This window comes from Halorussus marinus (assembly GCF_004765795.1).
Classification (GTDB): Archaea; Halobacteriota; Halobacteria; order Halobacteriales; family Haladaptataceae; genus Halorussus; species Halorussus marinus.
The window spans coordinates 227,943-244,594 of sequence record NZ_SBIV01000006.1; the positions used below are offsets into that span (position 1 = coordinate 227,943).

The 16,652-nt window shown below is 54.0% G+C and carries 10 protein-coding genes; 4 read left to right on the top strand and 6 right to left on the bottom strand.

The annotated features are described in order from the left end of the window. Positions 1 to 51 precede the first annotated feature (51 nt). From EPY72_RS13510 to EPY72_RS13520, 3 genes are all read right to left on the bottom strand, one after another. Positions 52 to 588 carry a hypothetical protein gene (locus EPY72_RS13510; RefSeq protein ID WP_135806757.1) on the bottom strand — a complete coding sequence of 179 codons (537 nt, stop codon included), beginning with the start codon at positions 586 to 588 and terminating at the stop codon, positions 52 to 54. A gap of 392 nt (positions 589 to 980) precedes the next feature. Further along, a complete protein-coding gene (locus EPY72_RS13515; protein WP_135806758.1) occupies positions 981 to 3,647 on the bottom strand; it encodes a DUF1156 domain-containing protein in 2,667 nt (888 codons plus the stop codon). 121 nt (positions 3,648 to 3,768) lie between these two features. After that, entirely contained in the window at positions 3,769 to 4,050 is a 282-nt protein-coding gene (locus EPY72_RS13520; RefSeq protein WP_135806759.1) for a hypothetical protein, read from the bottom strand. Positions 4,051 to 4,559: 509 nt separating this feature from the next. Here EPY72_RS13520 and EPY72_RS13525 point away from each other — a divergent pair. Beyond that, positions 4,560 to 4,772: a hypothetical protein gene (locus EPY72_RS13525; protein ID WP_135806760.1), complete on the top strand. Its 213-nt coding sequence runs from the start codon at positions 4,560 to 4,562 to the stop codon at positions 4,770 to 4,772. Between the two features lie 11 nt (positions 4,773 to 4,783). On the opposite strand, the gene EPY72_RS13530 is transcribed toward EPY72_RS13525, so the two are convergent. Continuing rightward, entirely contained in the window at positions 4,784 to 7,990 is a 3,207-nt protein-coding gene (locus tag EPY72_RS13530) for a DUF499 domain-containing protein (protein WP_135806761.1), read from the bottom strand. Positions 7,991 to 8,132: 142 nt separating this feature from the next. Here EPY72_RS13530 and EPY72_RS13535 point away from each other — a divergent pair, with 142 nt between their 5' ends. From EPY72_RS13535 to EPY72_RS13545, 3 genes are all read left to right on the top strand, one after another. Next, positions 8,133 to 9,887, top strand: a complete 1,755-nt coding sequence (locus EPY72_RS13535; RefSeq protein ID WP_135806762.1) for a DEAD/DEAH box helicase — start codon at positions 8,133 to 8,135, stop codon at positions 9,885 to 9,887. After that, positions 9,880 to 11,046, top strand: a complete 1,167-nt coding sequence (locus EPY72_RS13540; protein WP_135806763.1) for a hypothetical protein — start codon at positions 9,880 to 9,882, stop codon at positions 11,044 to 11,046. Before EPY72_RS13535 ends, EPY72_RS13540 begins: the two co-directional genes overlap by 8 nt. A gap of 306 nt (positions 11,047 to 11,352) precedes the next feature. Next, positions 11,353 to 13,893 carry a DEAD/DEAH box helicase gene (locus tag EPY72_RS13545; protein ID WP_135806764.1) on the top strand — a complete coding sequence of 847 codons (2,541 nt, stop codon included), beginning with the start codon at positions 11,353 to 11,355 and terminating at the stop codon, positions 13,891 to 13,893. A gap of 147 nt (positions 13,894 to 14,040) precedes the next feature. On the opposite strand, the gene EPY72_RS13550 is transcribed toward EPY72_RS13545, so the two are convergent. Further along, positions 14,041 to 14,853, bottom strand: coding sequence for a hypothetical protein (locus tag EPY72_RS13550; RefSeq protein WP_135806765.1), 813 nt, complete (start codon positions 14,851 to 14,853; stop codon positions 14,041 to 14,043). A 48-nt stretch (positions 14,854 to 14,901) separates the two neighbouring features. Next, positions 14,902 to 16,533 (bottom strand): PKD domain-containing protein, encoded by a 1,632-nt coding sequence (locus tag EPY72_RS13555; RefSeq protein WP_168216043.1) that lies wholly within the window; start codon positions 16,531 to 16,533, stop codon positions 14,902 to 14,904. Positions 16,534 to 16,652: the final 119 nt, after the last annotated feature.

Here is a 16,652-nt window from a genome sequence, read left to right on the forward strand (position 1 = left end):
CCGAAGGGACAAAAATGGATACGGTAGCGTGAGCTCACTCGTGGTCAGCGATTAGTCCGAAGTGGTGAACTGTAACAAGGTGGACTGTTGTTCGCTTGTTCCTTGGTGGGTGGATCCATCCTGACAGTCGATTGTCGTCGCAGGAGTGATCGTGGGATCGAGATCCTCTAGAAGATGGTGGCCATCCGGCGAATCAATCGTTGCGAGGCACTCGCTACAGACCAATACGAGATAGTAGTCATGGAAATCGAGCTGCCGGTCGGCAGAATCGCCACACCAGTGACACTCAGGAGTCGCCGCCCGGAATCGATCCAAGAGATCGTCTGAGTCCATCACCTGGGTAAGGAGGGTGGACAGATTCGAGTGGTCCGATATATCAAGCTGAAGTATCGAAACGGGCTTCTCAATCACGGGCCGCAGGTTTTGCAACCACGTCGCTACACTGTCCCTGGTCGGATCTGAACGTTGCTTGTCCATCTCTCTGGTCACATTCCGAAGGAGGGTATCTCGTTCATTCTGAGAGATCGGGAACGTGCAGTACGGTTGGATGGACTCCACAAATATGACGCGATGATCAGTGTCACTCATCACAACCACCACTCCTTACGCGCGAGAAAACGACTGATCGAGCTCTTCGATTCAGAAGGCGGGCAGAGTCAATTCTTGACCACATTCGCGGACGGCCCGCCGTTGCGAGGTGTTGTTTTGCTACCATTCTGGGAATGGGTCAAATAACCAGGTGCGTAAAAACCTCTGCCCAGAGAACACCATGGTATCGCCCCAATAGCGCCTATATGGCCAGTATTCGGATTGAAAGACCGGGGAGTAGACTCACAGCACGACCATATCGCCGACTCGCCATAGACAGACCGTAGGGGGATGGGCTACCGCAAGCAACGGAGGCACTCTCAGCAAGAGTCTCGAAATGGATTGTCGAAAATCGCCACCTGGAGTTGTCTTCGCGTTCAGCTTCGGGGTTCCTATTCGCCGTAGCTCGTGATGTCCCGATCCCCGAGCACGCGCGTGTACGTGTCGTCGCCGGTCACGTCGGCGAGCCGGCCGGCGAGTTCGCGCAGGTCGTCATCGACGTCCCACTTTTCGACGTAGTTCTGGACCGCCTGCCCCTTCTCGTAGCGATACCGCAGGAACTGGAGCTTATCGAGGTTCGAGAGGTGGTCGCCGCCGTCGCCGTTGACGCGCTCCTGGATGTAGGCCCGACGTTTCTCATTGTCCCACGTTCCGAGTTCGAAGCCGTCGTCCTGGTTGTAAAGGCACGTCTCTTTGAGGTCGTCTGGGGAAGCGTTAGTCCCGCGACAGAGCTTGTTGACGTCATCAAAGGAGGGATTCGACGTGTCGAGCAGGTCGATGAACACGTCCTCGACGCCGATGTCGCTGGCCTCTTGGATGATGCCGTAGATCTCCTGGACGACTTCCTTCGCGCTCATGATCTCGCCGTCGCGCTGCACCTTCCCATGGTGTTTCGAGTACTCGCGGAAACACGCGCCCATCTCCATCACACCGATGTCGCCGCGCGAGAGATCACGGTTCTCTTCGAGTTGCTGGCGGGTACGGCGGGCGGTGCGGTAGATGTCACGACGGAGTGAGTTCCACGAAGCTGATCTGGTCTCACTCAGGGGGCGTGCGACCACAACAATGTCGAAGGAGACTGCTTCACCGGTGATGAATTTGTTAATGTCCGCACTGATGGGGTACGTCGCAGTTACTTCGAACCCAACGTCACATAGTGATTCCAGTAGTTCCCCCCACGACTCGGAGTCGGAATGATGGTACGTGAACGTGAGTGACCCGTCATCTTTGAGCGCTCGTTTGATTACCGAAAATGATTCTTCAAGCTCCGATTCGAAATCCTCGGTGGTCTTGTCCAGGAATGGATTCGTGACGATGGATTCAGCGCGCGGGGTTTTTTCTTGGTCAAATCCAGGGTATTCGTCTTCAAGTAGAATCTTCTGCCAGACGTAAAAGTAGTCTGCCACCTCCGAATACATGATGTTGTCATAGTATGGAGGATCGGTAATGACAGCGTCAAACTCATTCTCAGCATCTATTTGGCGAGCATCACCGTAGAGGACTTCAGAATCTTCGCCAATTGGCTTGCTGAATGCCTCTGTTTCTACGGTCTCCCCATCCGATACATAACGCTCTGTAGGTGCATTTCCGTATTTGACTCCACGTTTAATTAGGTCAAACATCGACTCAAATGTTCCCCGACCAAATTCGGCACCCCAAACATTACCTTCCGTAGGTTGGCTCGGTGGATCAAACGAATTCGATTTGAAGAGGTGCTGTATCTTATTGTAGGAGTGATCGTAGCCAGTATAGGAGTTGTTTGTGCAGAGTGTATTGCTGAACGCGAGAAGGAAATGCTCCCTAATGTTCTTATTTTCAATATCACCTATCCGCTTGAGAAGAGTGGATAGAGTAAGCAACTGCCTCTGGTTGAACATATCTGTCCACTCCTCATAACCGTGATCGAACACCGGATTACGTTCGGAGGTCATATGTCCCGGCGGAATTTCCTCATCTGGGACATATTCGTGGAGGTCTTCACTCTCTTCCCACTCACGCTTGGCCTCACGGAATAACTCGTGATCTACCTCTTCTGCTTGTTTGTACCCTTTGTGCTTGGATTTGGGCTCTCCGGCGTCGTCGCATTCTTCACAGTAGTACTCAAGAGCATAGAGTCGAAGATCGTACCCGCCCTGTTCCTGAATTGCGTCCGTGATTGCGTACTTCTGCCCACAGTCGGGACAGTTGTACTTCCCACCCCGTGAGACGTTCCCCTCTTTCGGTACGAAGCCATTCCCACAGTCGTTACAGACGCTCTCTGACTGCCAGTCGTCCACCAGCGTCACCGCGCCGCAGTCCGGACATAGGACATTGTACTTATCGTCGTTCTCGTAACGACCAGCAGCAACACGGTAATCCTTGAACAACGGAACCGTGTTCCCGCAGGAGACGCAGTCCAACTCCTTCACCCAGAAGTTGTACATCACGTCGGCGTCGTGGTCGCCGTTCGGGCAGGACGTCTTGTAGTACTGCATAATCTCGTCGGCGACATCCTCTTTCACCTGCTCGAAGGATTTCTCAAGCTCTTCGACGTCAGTCTGGCCGGCTTCGAGTTCCTTCTTCGTGACGAACCACGCAACAGGGTTCAGATCGTTGCCGACGACTTCAGCGCCGAACCGTGACGCCTCGACGAGTGACGTGCCGCCCCCCATAAACGGGTCGAGGATCTTCTTATCCTCAACGCGAACGTCCTTTGGGTAGAGCTCCCAGAGGCTCTCCGGATCAGTCATGTCCACGCGTTCGAGCAGCGACGCAACGTCGAGATCGGATTCACCGTCGGCGTCGTCGCCGTAGGACGCGAGCGTGCTGCCCTCGTGGCCAGGCTCGAACACCGAGACCTTCTCCGGGTCGTCCAGCAACGTGTAGAGCGAGATAGTGCGGAAAACACAGCCGAGGCGTCGCGCCCACCACTTGTGCATCGTGTAAATCGGGCGGTAGTGCATCTTCGCCCGGCCCTCTTTGGCGGCGATCTCGTTCACGCGCTCGATGGGGAACCCGCGTTCGATAGGGAGTTCGGTCCGCTCCTGCCGGCCCTGTGAAGATCCAGATTGTTCAGACATTATTCAGTATGTAGAAGCGATACGCCACGAGCCACATAAGTGTGCGTTCTTCGCAGTAACATCTCAGTGAAGCGAGCTTCGTTGGGTGTCTCGAAAGGAGACGGAACGTCGAAGAAGTTGCCTACTCGTCGTCAGAGACGAGCGTTTCGAGGTCAGTCACGTTCTGGATGGCGTCGGATGCCAGGTCGTCATGGCCTGTCTCAATGGCGAAGCCGGCCGCCTCAGTCATTGCTTGTACCATCTGTTCCACGAACATCGAGTCATCCGTGACGTACTCTCCAGCCACCTGTAGGGCTCGCCGGCTGTCTGTCAGCGGTATTCCGACCACGTCTTCGATCTTAGCGATTATCTCTAGCGATTCGTCGATCTTCTTCGCGCGGTTGATCGTTTTTTCTGTCTGCATAGTGGATTGGACCCGAACAACTACAACCGCCACCCGGTTTTAAAGGTAAGCCCCGGAGAGGATGGGATTAGTTTGGTACTCGTTTCCCGAATCGCTACGGCCCGGCAAAGTGCTCAGAGATACATTGCTTTGCGGGATAAGACGACTGTGCGCTCCAGAAGAGGTGGACAAGAAGACACACAGAGTTCTGAAATCGTCCCTGTTTCTAACAGTGGTGCGAAGCTGTTCGACGCTATATCTTGATGGGCTCTCAATGAATTGTCTGTGAATACACGACGGAGCGGAGGTTTGCCTCCAAAGCGTATCAACGCGAGCCATGCCACGGATTCATTAGAGAATCGCACGATTGCTGAGCGTGGCAAGTGGCTCGCAGAGCAAGCGAGTGAGGGATGGCCCGCACCGGGTTCAGAGAACTGGGACAGGTAGAATCGCACCACCACCGTTTCCCACCGAACACTGAGTTAGGCGGCAATCGAACAGGCTATCCAGCGTGCTGAGGATGGTTCGATATGGCCGATTTGCTGGAAGTACGAGAAGATGGAGACTCCGTGATTTCTGGAACAGTAAGCAGAGATGAGCTTGAAGCGGAACTAACACCGCTGAACCCACGCAGTTTGTTCGATAGACGACTGAAGACCGCTCTGAGGGATATGCTGGATGAGGCGGACGGTGACGAAATTGTCGTCGAAGCCTTAGTCAGAAACGCGGACGCCGACCAGTAGAAGAAGCGGAACTACTTCTGGAAGGTAATCTCGATCTTCAGGCTTGACGCCTCCTCGGGCATCCGCTCGAACAGGTCCTGGACCTTCGTGTAGTCCTGTCCGGATCGCAGCGTCAGGCTGACTTGCGTCCGCTCGACGTCGGCGGTCCCCTGAAGAGCACCGGGAACACCCTCCCGGTCGGGCAGCATGAACGTGACGTCGCCGTAATCGACACTTCCCGTCTGGTGGTTGTTCCGCCACTTGCTCCGCATCGCGGCGACGTCGTCGCCGTTGTACTCGAAGCGCCACGTGGGAATCTCCGTGTCGGCCTTCCGGAACGGGTACCCGGGAACCCAGTCGGAGGCTTTCTCCGAGCCGGTCGTATTGACGACGTACTCGGGTTCTTCGTCCTTTCCGATGTTCTCCAGCAGGTACGTCCGCACCATGTACTCGGTAACACTGCTGTCGAACCGATCCGTGACCTTGTTCACCGTGAACTGGTCTCCCGGTTCTAAGTCCTCGATGTACTCCAGGATCTGGTCGCCGATCCGTTCGGGTACCGTCGGAACGATCTTTACCGTCGTCGGGTCGCGGTCGCCGAGCGATCCAAGATACCGACCGCCGGCTTCCAGAACGTAGTCGTCTACGAGGAATTCATTGACTGCTTCGCGGGCGACAGACTCGGTCTCGTCCGGCGGGAGGAACACCGACTCCTCGGCACGGACCTCGCCGATAATTGTGTCGAGGTTCGCGTAGCCGTCGTCGTCGATGTGCGTCTCGATGCGGTCTACGAGGGACGATGCACCGACAACCTCCGCGCCGCCGACGTCTCGGACCGTTGCGTCGGATTGTGGTTTATCGAGGATCTCGTTCCCTTTGACAATGACGTACTGCTCCTCACGAGCGAGCCGACCGATGGCCCGCATCACGACGTCGTGGCTGTCGCCGTCGATCCAGATCTCGCCGTCTTCGACGAGTTCCAGTTCGAAGTCACCGATATCGAGCGCGGTCGTTCCGCTCCCGAACCGCTGACGCAGTTCCTGTTCGACGTCATCGACGCCCCATACGTCCACATCGTCTTGCTGGACGAGGACGGTGTCCAGCGAACTGCCGGAGAGGTCGTCGCGGAACCCACCAGTGTCACGGGCGAGCACCGGTTTGTCCGAGAGCGCTTTCACCGTCGCATTTAGCACGTCGTTCGCACTGCCGGGGATCGGAAGCTCCGGGTCGCGGAGGAATTGCTCGTAGATGTCCTCAACCGAGATCTCCCCGCGTCGCTCCAGAAGGTCCTCAGCGATAGCCCAGACGTCCGACTGAAGGTCAAACGGATCGGCAGATGCTGAGTCCGCGATGTTCGACGCACTCAGCTCTGCCTCATCGTGAACGTAGACGTCGAGTTCCATCGGCGTCATCTGTCCCCAGTCGTTGAGCAGGTCGTTCCCGTCAAGCACCTCTCCGTACAGGAGCTGGAGTTCTTCGCGGAGTTCGTTTTCCTCCTGCTCCCGCATACCCTTGATCGACGTCCGGATTTCGTCATCGAGAGATTCGTCGGCGAGGACCTGCCGTGCGCCCTCGATGTACCGCGCCTTATCGATGTACCGTGTCCCAGACTCGATGGCCTTGTCGCCCGAGGGTTGGACGAACACGAGGGTGTTACGCCACTCCCGGCCACGCCCATCGTTCGTGATGACTTTCTCGACCTCCTCGTTCGTCCACTGGTCGTCTTTCACGACGACCTTGACCTCGCGGTCGTCCGGGATGTCCCGCATATCGTTCGTCCGGAATCCGACCGGGTGTGCGTTCGACCCGAAGATATCGGTGATGAAATCCGCGACTTCAGCCTTCGCCGATGTCTCGGAGACGTCTACGGCCGCGTTTCGGATGAGCGCGTTCGGGTTCTGCCGGTCGCGGATCGCGTACTTTCCGTTCAGCTTGTGGAGATGCCACGCGACACCGTGGAGACGTTCGAGGTTGAGGACAACGTCTGAGACGAGATCGCCTGTCTGGTAGGCACCCATGACGATCTCCGAGACCTCCGCGCCCTCGCCCTCGCTCGGCTTCAGCGAGTACAGGAGGATCGTGTTCAGAATACGTCGGCCGTGGGGAACATCGTCTTCATCGATGCGGCTTTTGATGTCGCCCGTCGCCGCGTTCAACCGCTCGTAGTTAATCTTCGCCAGTTCGTCCTCGAACTCGATAGCATCGATATCACCGTGCGTGATCAGATCCGTCTGATCCTGCATCTCCAGGAGAACCTTCGAGAAGAGGTAGATCATCCCTCGCGTGTTCTGGTTATCCTCGTCAGCGTAGTACCGCGTCTCAAGCGCGTCCAGAAGCACAGGGTGGAACGGATACAGATCGTGCATCTCCGACAGCAGATCATCGGGAATGGAGACGTGATCGGACTGGTCGTACGCGTCGTAGTACCCATTGACGATCTCGCGGGCGGCGTTCTCGTTCACTGAATCGATCAGGCGGTGACGAAGGACCTCGCGTTTGTCCACCTGATTGTTCATGTTGACCTCAACCGCCTGTTCCCGGTTCAGGATGTCGTGGACCTCGGAGCCCTCTCGGAGTACCGAGACGATGGTGTATAGTTCGAGATCCGAGAGCGCGGTCGATTCAAGGAGCGACTGGAGGAAGGCTTTGTTTGCGCTCTTGCGGTCGCCCTGGAGTGTGTCGAACCAGTCTTCGAGTTCGTCCACGAAGAACGCGACCGTGTCGTCGCCGACGGCCTCCTGAATCGTCTGCATGTCGGGATATCCACCCGAGCTGTACGTTCCAGGGTCGTAATCGAGCGCTTCGAAGAACGGCTCCCAGAGGTACTCGTACTGCTCGTTCTGCATGGCGACCGTAATCGGCGTCGCCGATTCCGGGAGGGACGTCTCGAACCCTTCGACCGAGTCGCTTGCCCACGTCCCTGCTGCGTCGGGGTCGTCGAAGCAGTGGTACAGCGCCACCATCTGGTGGGACTTCCCACTGCCGTACGGACCGTAGAGGATGTGCGTCCCGCGCGGGTCATCGCCCGTGAGAGAATCGCGGAGAATCGAAATCGCCTCACGGAGCCCCTGGGTCATCAGGGTTCGCTCGAAGAAGAGTTCCGCGTCTGACTCGAACTCGTCATCGTCATCGACGTTGTAGAGCTTTACCTGACCGTCAATTTGCCCTTCTTCTCGAAGCTCACGGCTGAGGGTCACCGTGTCTTCGAGGGTATTCGACAGGGATCCAGACTGTGCCATCTTGATACTTAAACACACCTCTTGGCCACCCAATAAACACTATGGTCTTGCGAATACCTCCTCCCTCGGAGCCAAGCAGACGGATCGTCCAGTGTTTTCCGGTCACCAAACGTATTTGACGCGAACATGTCTCTACGAAACCATGGGAAGCTACGACCTCGTTGATGTTGAGGTCACACACGAGTCTGCGGACGATATTCTCGATTCATTGTCTGGAGATGGTGCAGAGGAGGATCATTTACAAACCATCCAAGCCGTTCGTCTCCAAGCGGGCCAGCCGGACTCCGAACTTCGGTCGCTGAAAGAACTAGACGAAAACTCCGTCAAGCTACTCGAACATCAGGTGGACGCCGCCTATCGGGCCCTCTTCGAGATGGACGGGAAAGCCCTTCTCGCGGACGAAGTCGGCCTCGGAAAGACCATCGAGGTCGGGATGATTCTCAAGGAGATGCACTTCCGAGAGACGGACGAGTCCGTCCTCATCCTCACTCCTGCACAACTGGCGAAACAGTGGCAGGCCGAACTCCGTGAGAAGTTCGGGCTCAACTTCGTCTGCAACTACGACGACGAGTTCGAAGACTTCGACGCCCACGACTACATCATCGCAAGTATCGACACTGCGAAGAGCGAGCGACACCGTCAGACCGTCCTCAACCGCGACTGGGACGTTCTGGTCCTCGACGAAGCCCACTACGTCAAAAACGAGGAGACGGACCGCTACGACCTGATTGACCGGCTCTCCTACAACTACGCGTTCTTTCTCACGGCGACGCCGATTCAGAACGAGCTGACCGACCTATACAACGTCGTCTCGCTACTCCGACCCGGACTGTTCGGCACACGCGACGTCTTCCACCAGTACTTCGTCAACAGCAATCAGGAGACGCTGGTGAATCGAGACGAACTACAGGACCGCCTAAACAAGGTTATGATCCGAAACCGACGGGAGGACACGGATATTGACTTCACGGACCGGACGATCGACACACGGACGTTCAATCCAACCCCGAAGGAACGCGAACTCTATCAGGCGGTTTCTGACTATGTGAAAGGTGCCTATAGCCAAGACCAGGGGCAGAAGCTCGTACTGATGCTCTTGCAGAAGGAGGTCGTCAGCAGCCCGGTCGCACTCAAGAAGACCATCGAGAAGCGACTCTACGACCAGTCGGAGCTCACGCACGCGGACGAACTGGAGTCCATTTTAGATCTGATCGATGAGATCGATACGGTCACCAAACAGGAACGACTTCTGGACATTGTCGAAGAAGCCCGTGACAACGTCGAGATGGGGCGAGTCATCGTCTTCACGCAGTTCCGAGCAACTCAACAGGATATTCTCGATAGGCTCGCTGCGGAGGGGTACACGGTACACGCGTTCCACGGTGGCCACTCCAGTAGCGAGAAGGAACTGATTATTGAGGACTTCGAGGAGGAGGGTGGGGTCCTCGTTTCAACTGACTCAATGAGCGAAGGCCGAAACTTACAGTTTTGTAACATGTTAGTTAATTTAGACTTGCCGTGGAATCCGATGCGCGTCGAACAACGTATTGGACGTGTACACCGGATTGGACAGAAACGGGATGTCTTCATCTTCAACATGGCGCTAAAGGATACTGTTGAAGAATACGTACTGGAGCGTCTCTACCACAAAATCGATTTGTTCCAACAAAGTGTGGGCGAGCTAAGTTCCATCTTGAGTCGGTTAGAAGAGTCAGGGACAAGCTTCGAGGACCAGATTTTCGACCGACTCGTCAATGCTGATTCAGAGGTTGATCTGGAGAACGACTTCGAAGCGATGGCCGTCGATCTGCAAGAACAGCGCGAGCTCGCTGACAAACTGGAGCAGTTCAACAACGGCGTCTTCGAAGGATTCGACTTGGGGGAAGGCGATGACTGACGAAGCACTCGCGGTCACGCAGTCCCTCGTGGAGGACTTCGCCGAACGCTACTTAGAGTCACTCGGCGGGACCATCGAGAAACGAGGGGATACCTGGGAAGTTACGATCCCAGACAATAACGATACAGAATTGCCGGCAGGCAGCCTATCGTTGCTTTCTGATGCGGGCAGAGACAAAGATAGTGCTGGAGAGCCTCTTCATCCAGAAAGTGAGTTTTTCCAGCGGATCCTCAGAGAGGCAGCTGAGCGTCGTCCTACCGGGAAAATACCAATAGAAGCCGATCGGGACGACGTAGCGATTCCACAGTGGATTAAAGAAGGCGACGTCGAAGTAAGTGAAATACAGTTCACGCCGTACTACGACCGTACCGCGATTGTGGTCCTTTTCGAGGTGAGTATCGAGACAGTCAGTGAATACCAACAAGAACTCCTTCGCGCCATCGCTATCGATCACCGCTCGGAACAGAGACTTCCGGCGTTAGAGGAGACGTTTCTTCAAATGACGTCGATACCTACGAACAGTTCTCCCACTACCACGGAACTCTCATTATCGAGATCAGACGCACGATCGCTTCTCGGCACAGCCCAAGATCAGCTGATGCAGAGCATCCAGAACGAAATTGATGAGGTTCATAATGAGGCATCCAGAGCAGCGGACGCAGAGGTCGAAGAGTACCGGCAGCTGCAACAACAACGGATCCAAGAGTTGGAGGAGGAACGTTCCAAGCTGTCCTCGAAGATTGATGAGCTGAGTGAAGCGATCAATAGCAGTGATCAGAACGATCGCGTGGAGGCACTGAAGAAACGGAAAGAGGCAAAAGCTGAGTATGAAGAGGTTGATTCCGAATTGAGAACTCTGCACGAACGGCGAGACCAGGGGTTTCCCCAAAAGCAGGAAGAAATCCGAAAGCGGCATGCGTTGGATATTCGAGTGACTCCTCTCACGGTAACACAGGTAGAGTACGAACGGGGAGAACTCGATATCGAACTGGTCGAACAAGGAGTTTCCCGAACGGTGACTCTCGGATACGGGAGCGGGATCGGAACTACGGACACCGTCCAGTGTTCTTCATGTGATAGTGTGTTGAGCGTAGATAACCCTCTGAAGACGGTCAAAGGCTCTCTTCAATGCAGAGCCTGCAGTTCTTCCAACGAATAGAGTACGACACGAATTGCAACTCAGACATCGGGAACCGGGTTTTCGAGGCCGACCCCACGGACTGGGCATTCAGAATTCGGAAAGACGTTCCACCCTGGGTAATGAAACTCATTTTGATCGTCGCCATCCTGATTGCCGGTCTTCAGTACTTCAACATCCTCTAATCACCATTATGCGGCCGTTTTGACGGTGATGAATTCGGTGGCTTCTCATCTGTTCCTCCAGGGAAGGTGTCTAACAAAGAGAGTTTCAACAGAGCCCTTGAATCGCAAAAGTTCACAAGTATCAATCTCCAAGAACCAACAGATGAAGGATCGACCCGGAATTGAAGACACCATCGAATGGTTGCGGGGTCGAGGTTATTACGAGGGACAGATCGCTCATCAGCAGATCGTAAAGGGCCAATCTGCGCAGACTGACGATCTCGCTGTTTCTGCCCCGCTCTCGTCTGCACTACAACAGGAAGAGATCACAAGCCTGTATTCACATCAGGTGGACGCTATTCAGGCGGTTCAGTCCGGGTCGAACGTTGTGGTGGCCACACCGACAGCATCTGGCAAAACCCTCACGTACGTCGTACCCGGTATTGAGAGAGCGATCGAAAACGCCGGGAAAACACTCTATATCGCACCGTATCGTGCGCTCATCAACGATCAGGCAGACACATTTGAGGTGTTTGATGATGAGTTGGGGTTCGATACTTCGATTGATATCGGCGTTCAAACAGGGGAAACATCCAAACCAGATCGAAAGGAAATCAGACAGACACAGCCCGATATTCTTCTCACAACGATCGACCAACTCCATCTTAGTCTCCTCCCGTACGCTCATGGGAAGAATCACTGGCGGTGGTTGTTCCAGCAATTGGATACCGTAGTTATCGATGAGGTCCACATGTACCGTGGAGTCTTTGGAAGCCATGCATCGCTGATCTTCCGACGGCTCAACCGGTTGTGTGACTACTACGATTCGTCGCCACAGTACATCTGTTGTTCAGCGACGATCGGAAACCCTGTTGAGCATGCGTCAACCGTTACGGGACAGAAGGAACCTACGTTCGAACTTGTGGATGATGACGGTAGTGCGTCGGGAGATCGACACTGGCTATTCTGGAACCCGCCACTCAAGCAGGACGCTGACCAGGATCAGTCGATTCCGGATCCAGCTGTCAGCCCGGACGGCACTGTCCGTGCTGGCCATGACGAACATCCGCCCGAGAAGAATGCAGCGGCTATCGATACCGAATCGAGTTCGACGACTGATACACAATCTGAAACAAGTGAGTCCTCGGATTCCCCTGACGAGGTTGCGCTCCCCTCTCATCAGGAAGTAGTCGGCGGAGAACGACGCTCACACCACGTTGAATCGGTGCGTTTGTTCTGTGATCTCGTAACCAGAGGATATCAGACGCTGGTCTTCACTGCTGCCAGACAGGGAACAGAGCAGTATGTGGATTGGGCGGACAGAATGCTGCGTAACCGGGGACAAGATGATCTCGCAGACAGCACCCACGCGTATCATGCCGCGCTGAATACCGGTCGTCGCCTCAAACTTGAAGAGGAACTTCGCAGCGGGGATGCTCGTGGTGTCTGGAGTACGAACGCGCTTGAACTTGGAATCGATATCGGGACACTCGATGTTGTTTTGCTTGATGGGTATCCCGGAACGTCAATGAGTACGTTCCAACGGGCAGGCCGAGCTGGGCGTGGCGAAGACACCTGTCTCGTTGTTCTTGTCGGAGCTGATGATCCACTTGACCAGTATACGATCCGGGATCCAGACGAACTGTTTGAGGGAGGTGCTGAACAGGCTGCCGTCAACCCTTCAAATAACTCAATTCGTCCGGACCACGTCGTCTGTGCAGCAAGTGATCACTTCTTATCGCCTCGTGATGAGGACTATTTCGGTGCCGACCTACCGGATATCGTCACAGAAGCAGAAGTGAATGATCGTCTTCGCCGTGTAGAGAGTGGCGACCGGATTCAGTGGCGCGCCACGGACTCTGACGTGCAATGGAATACAAATATTCGAGCGATCGATGACCGCGAGATCGATCTTATCGATCGAAACCGGGACGAGAAGCTCGCATCGCTTGAATTCGGTGCTGCAGTACGGGATGCACATCCGGATGCAATCTATCGCCACCAGAAACAAACATACCAAGTAGTCGAATTAGACCTCGAATCGGACCGAGCACTGCTGGAATCGACACCGACAGCAGCGTACACACGAGCACTCCGAGAAAAGTCCATTACTATCGAAGACACGTATGAGAGTTCGTCCGCTGAAACGCATGAGATGACCGTACAAGCTACACTAGGAGAATTTACAGTGGAGGATACGGTTACAGGGTACTTGCGGTACAGCGACCCCAGCGATGACACCCCTCAGGAGTGTGAGTTTGAGGAGCCGCTGGAGTCACAATCGATCAAGACAACAGGCCTGTTCATCACCGTCCCAGATGATGTTGAAGCTATGATTGTTGATCAGGCGGAGTCACAAGAGGAATATCTGAGTGCTCTCCACGCTATCGAACATGCATTGATATCGCTGTTCCCTATGGAGGTTTTGTGCGACCGAGGCGACATTGGTGGTCTTTCGACGCCAAGCCATGGCCAGACGTCTGGCGGGACGGTTTTCATTCACGATGGTCATCCTGGAGGTGCTGGACTTACACGTCAGGCTTTCGAGCAACTCGATGATCTTCTTGTGAAGACGCTCACGTTGCTTCAGGACTGTGGCTGTCAAGATGGGTGCCCGTCCTGTATTCACTCGCCCCACTGTGGGAATGCGAACCGAAGCCTCAACAAGCAGTTAGCAATACAGCTATTGGAAGAGCTACAATAGAAATTCGATTCTGGTCTGCTTGTATCGCAGATCTGTCTGATGATGTCTCTGGTTTTCAGTCAGCTAGCCATTCGTATTGCCAACAACATTCAAATAGCCAAAATTGGGAATTAAATAGAGATGGATGGCAACTATTGGCTTAGTAAGTTAGTTGGTGTTTGGACTGGATTCGGTGGTTGTATCCGTATTTCTATTCGTCTCCATGCGACTGTCTTCTTTCTCAGCAGCATCTGCGTTTGCTTGAATCACGCCTTGATTCCATAGAACAGCTAACGCCCCACCAAGGTACGTCGTGTTGAGAAACACGAGGGATCCAGCAATCACAGCTAATTCCGATCCCAGCAACTCTGGAAGGGGCAAGACAATGTTCAGAGAGACATTGAAGGCACTGGTGATGAGACCAGCTGACATCGGTGAAAGAAGTGCGATGACATAGAATGGACCACGTGGCGAATGTAGTAATAACTTGAAACTTCGATATGGGAAGTGAAACAGTTCATAGGCACCGTACAGCAACAGAAGTGCTACAACTAGCCCAATTACCATCTCGATCAGACCATTCGGTTCTGGGAAGGCATCATAAGCACCAGTTAGGAACATGATATTAACTGAAGACACAGCCCAGAACGCGTATGGGCCAAATGAGAGGTTGTCTTCAGTTCCGTTAAGGAAGGCGTCTGTCTTCTCAGTAGAATATGGGCTGAGCCAGGTAAACGGCCATCCTAAAAGTGCAACTGCCAGTGGGATGGTAACTGGGGGAAACACCATCAGGATCGGTCGAACGATACCGTAGATAAGGTTCCACACAAAGGAGAAGACTGAGAAAATAGCCCAGATAACACCGATAATTCCGACTATAACAGCGAATATAAGTACGAAGCCAGAGCCGCCACTACCTCCGCCACCACCGCGACCACCGGTCACCCATCGAAACGCTGCGTATTTGCCAAGAAATCCCATGTGTCTATTGTGTTTTTAAATTAGTTTGAAAACACTACGTGAGCTGGATTAGTCTTGTAACCGGTTTTTGAGTGAGTAGAGGCCTCCAGCAGCACTTGTCACAGCCACACCGACTCCAACGCCGGGTAACGTAATTCGTAGATCAGTGATGGTTTGTTGGTCAGCTTGTTTTCCCACAGTAAGTGTTGTCTCTGTTGTAGCTGTCCGTCCGTTATTATCGACTACACTGAGATTGACGCTGTGTTGACCTGGTTCTTCAAACCGGTGTGTTACCGTTTTACCCGCCGAAGTTTCGCCATTTGGGAACTCCCACGTGTACGCGAGGATTTGTCCACGACTGACTTCTGTAGAACTCGCATCAAACTCAATTGGCTCTCCAACCTCAGGTTGCTCAGTCGTATATCCAATTGTTGGTTCAATGCCAAGATCTTGGTTGAAGCTACTCACGTCCTCTCCATTGAGACTCCGCTGATGAAACTCCACGATATCCTCTACTGCTGGGCGAGGACTATGGGCAACCCCTTCGTATATTTTGAACTGTGCGTCAACACCGGCTTGCTCGTATGCAGACTGACAGTATGGGAATCGCTCCGCAACCATCTTTTCTCCATAGACCTCAAGAGCGATTTCCCGCATCTCTTCACTCCATGCATCATCGTACGGGATCGTATCGTTTGAATCCTCACCGCCCATAAAGAGGAACTGATTGACTTCACTGAGCGCATCTAAGTCAACCGGCTCTCCAGTAAGTTCCTCAACGTCTGCGATTCCGATATGGAAATTCAGCGTATGGCCCTTTGCTTCCTCAAGCGGAAGCATCGCCATCCCGTTCAATCCGCCAGCAGTGACAGATCGAACACGATCTGGATGAAGAACAGCAAAGCGATCAACAAAGTTTCCTGCAGCAGAAAATCCGTTCAGTAGAATCTGATCGTCAACGGTGTAGGACTGATCGGATAGCATCTCCTGTGCGTGATCCACCATCCGTAAGAGTTGAAGATCAACTCGTTCGAGAGGGCCATCCGAAATTTGCATCGTCTGGCGATCTAACGCATGGACGTAGTGTCGCCAGTCCACCGGATCTGTTTGCGGTCGGGGGAACACAGGAATAAGTAACGGCACAGATAGCCGTTCACTGACCGTTCGTGAGATTCCGTTTTCAATCCGGTTTCGTGCAGACTGCTTATGGGTATCGAAGTTGTCAGTTGTTTGACCGCTGTTATTGGGTTGAACGAGGATTGAACCGGGACTGCTATCGGTTGGTCGTGATGGTGCGTAGAGGAAGTATGGATAATTGAAACCCGCAGCAGGGTCTGCTTCAACAAGCGTGGGGCCGATCCCAGAAGCGAACTCTCCCGGATCTCCAACAGTGATTCTCGCGGTATCACGCGCAATATTTGAGCCGCTTGAGTCATAGAGATTCGCCGAAAGCGTTTCTGCTTCTGTGAGTTCCGTTGAGAGGTCTACTTCATATTCTTCAACGGCAGTTCCTGCGTCAAATGTAACCTGGCCGCCAATTCCATTCGAGTCTTGATCACGGATTATAAAACGTGCCTCGACCTCGGTTTCGATTTTCCCGACTGTGACTGAACTACCGTCTGATATCTGGTCATTGAATGTTATGGAAGCCTCCGGGTCCTCTTGCCCAGCAGATGTGCCAGCGGTACCGAGCATTGCCATCCCTACGATTCCTGTGCCAGTACGACGTAGTAGTCCACGTCGGCTCCAAAACGTGTTCATCTTAGCACTCACTCCCCTTCGAGCAGTAACGTAGGGTCCAAACTTCGTCCATTTCGTAT

Coding starts and splice junctions, on each gene's coding strand:
- EPY72_RS13510 (WP_135806757.1), bottom strand. CDS start 588: ATGAGTGACACTGATCATCGCGTCATATTTGTGGAGTCCATCCAACCG.
- EPY72_RS13515 (WP_135806758.1), bottom strand. CDS start 3,647: ATGTCTGAACAATCTGGATCTTCACAGGGCCGGCAGGAGCGGACCGAA.
- EPY72_RS13520 (WP_135806759.1), bottom strand. CDS start 4,050: ATGCAGACAGAAAAAACGATCAACCGCGCGAAGAAGATCGACGAATCG.
- EPY72_RS13525 (WP_135806760.1), top strand. CDS start 4,560: ATGGCCGATTTGCTGGAAGTACGAGAAGATGGAGACTCCGTGATTTCT.
- EPY72_RS13530 (WP_135806761.1), bottom strand. CDS start 7,990: ATGGCACAGTCTGGATCCCTGTCGAATACCCTCGAAGACACGGTGACC.
- EPY72_RS13535 (WP_135806762.1), top strand. CDS start 8,133: ATGGGAAGCTACGACCTCGTTGATGTTGAGGTCACACACGAGTCTGCG.
- EPY72_RS13540 (WP_135806763.1), top strand. CDS start 9,880: ATGACTGACGAAGCACTCGCGGTCACGCAGTCCCTCGTGGAGGACTTC.
- EPY72_RS13545 (WP_135806764.1), top strand. CDS start 11,353: ATGAAGGATCGACCCGGAATTGAAGACACCATCGAATGGTTGCGGGGT.
- EPY72_RS13550 (WP_135806765.1), bottom strand. CDS start 14,853: ATGGGATTTCTTGGCAAATACGCAGCGTTTCGATGGGTGACCGGTGGT.
- EPY72_RS13555 (WP_168216043.1), bottom strand. CDS start 16,533: ATGGCAATGCTCGGTACCGCTGGCACATCTGCTGGGCAAGAGGACCCG.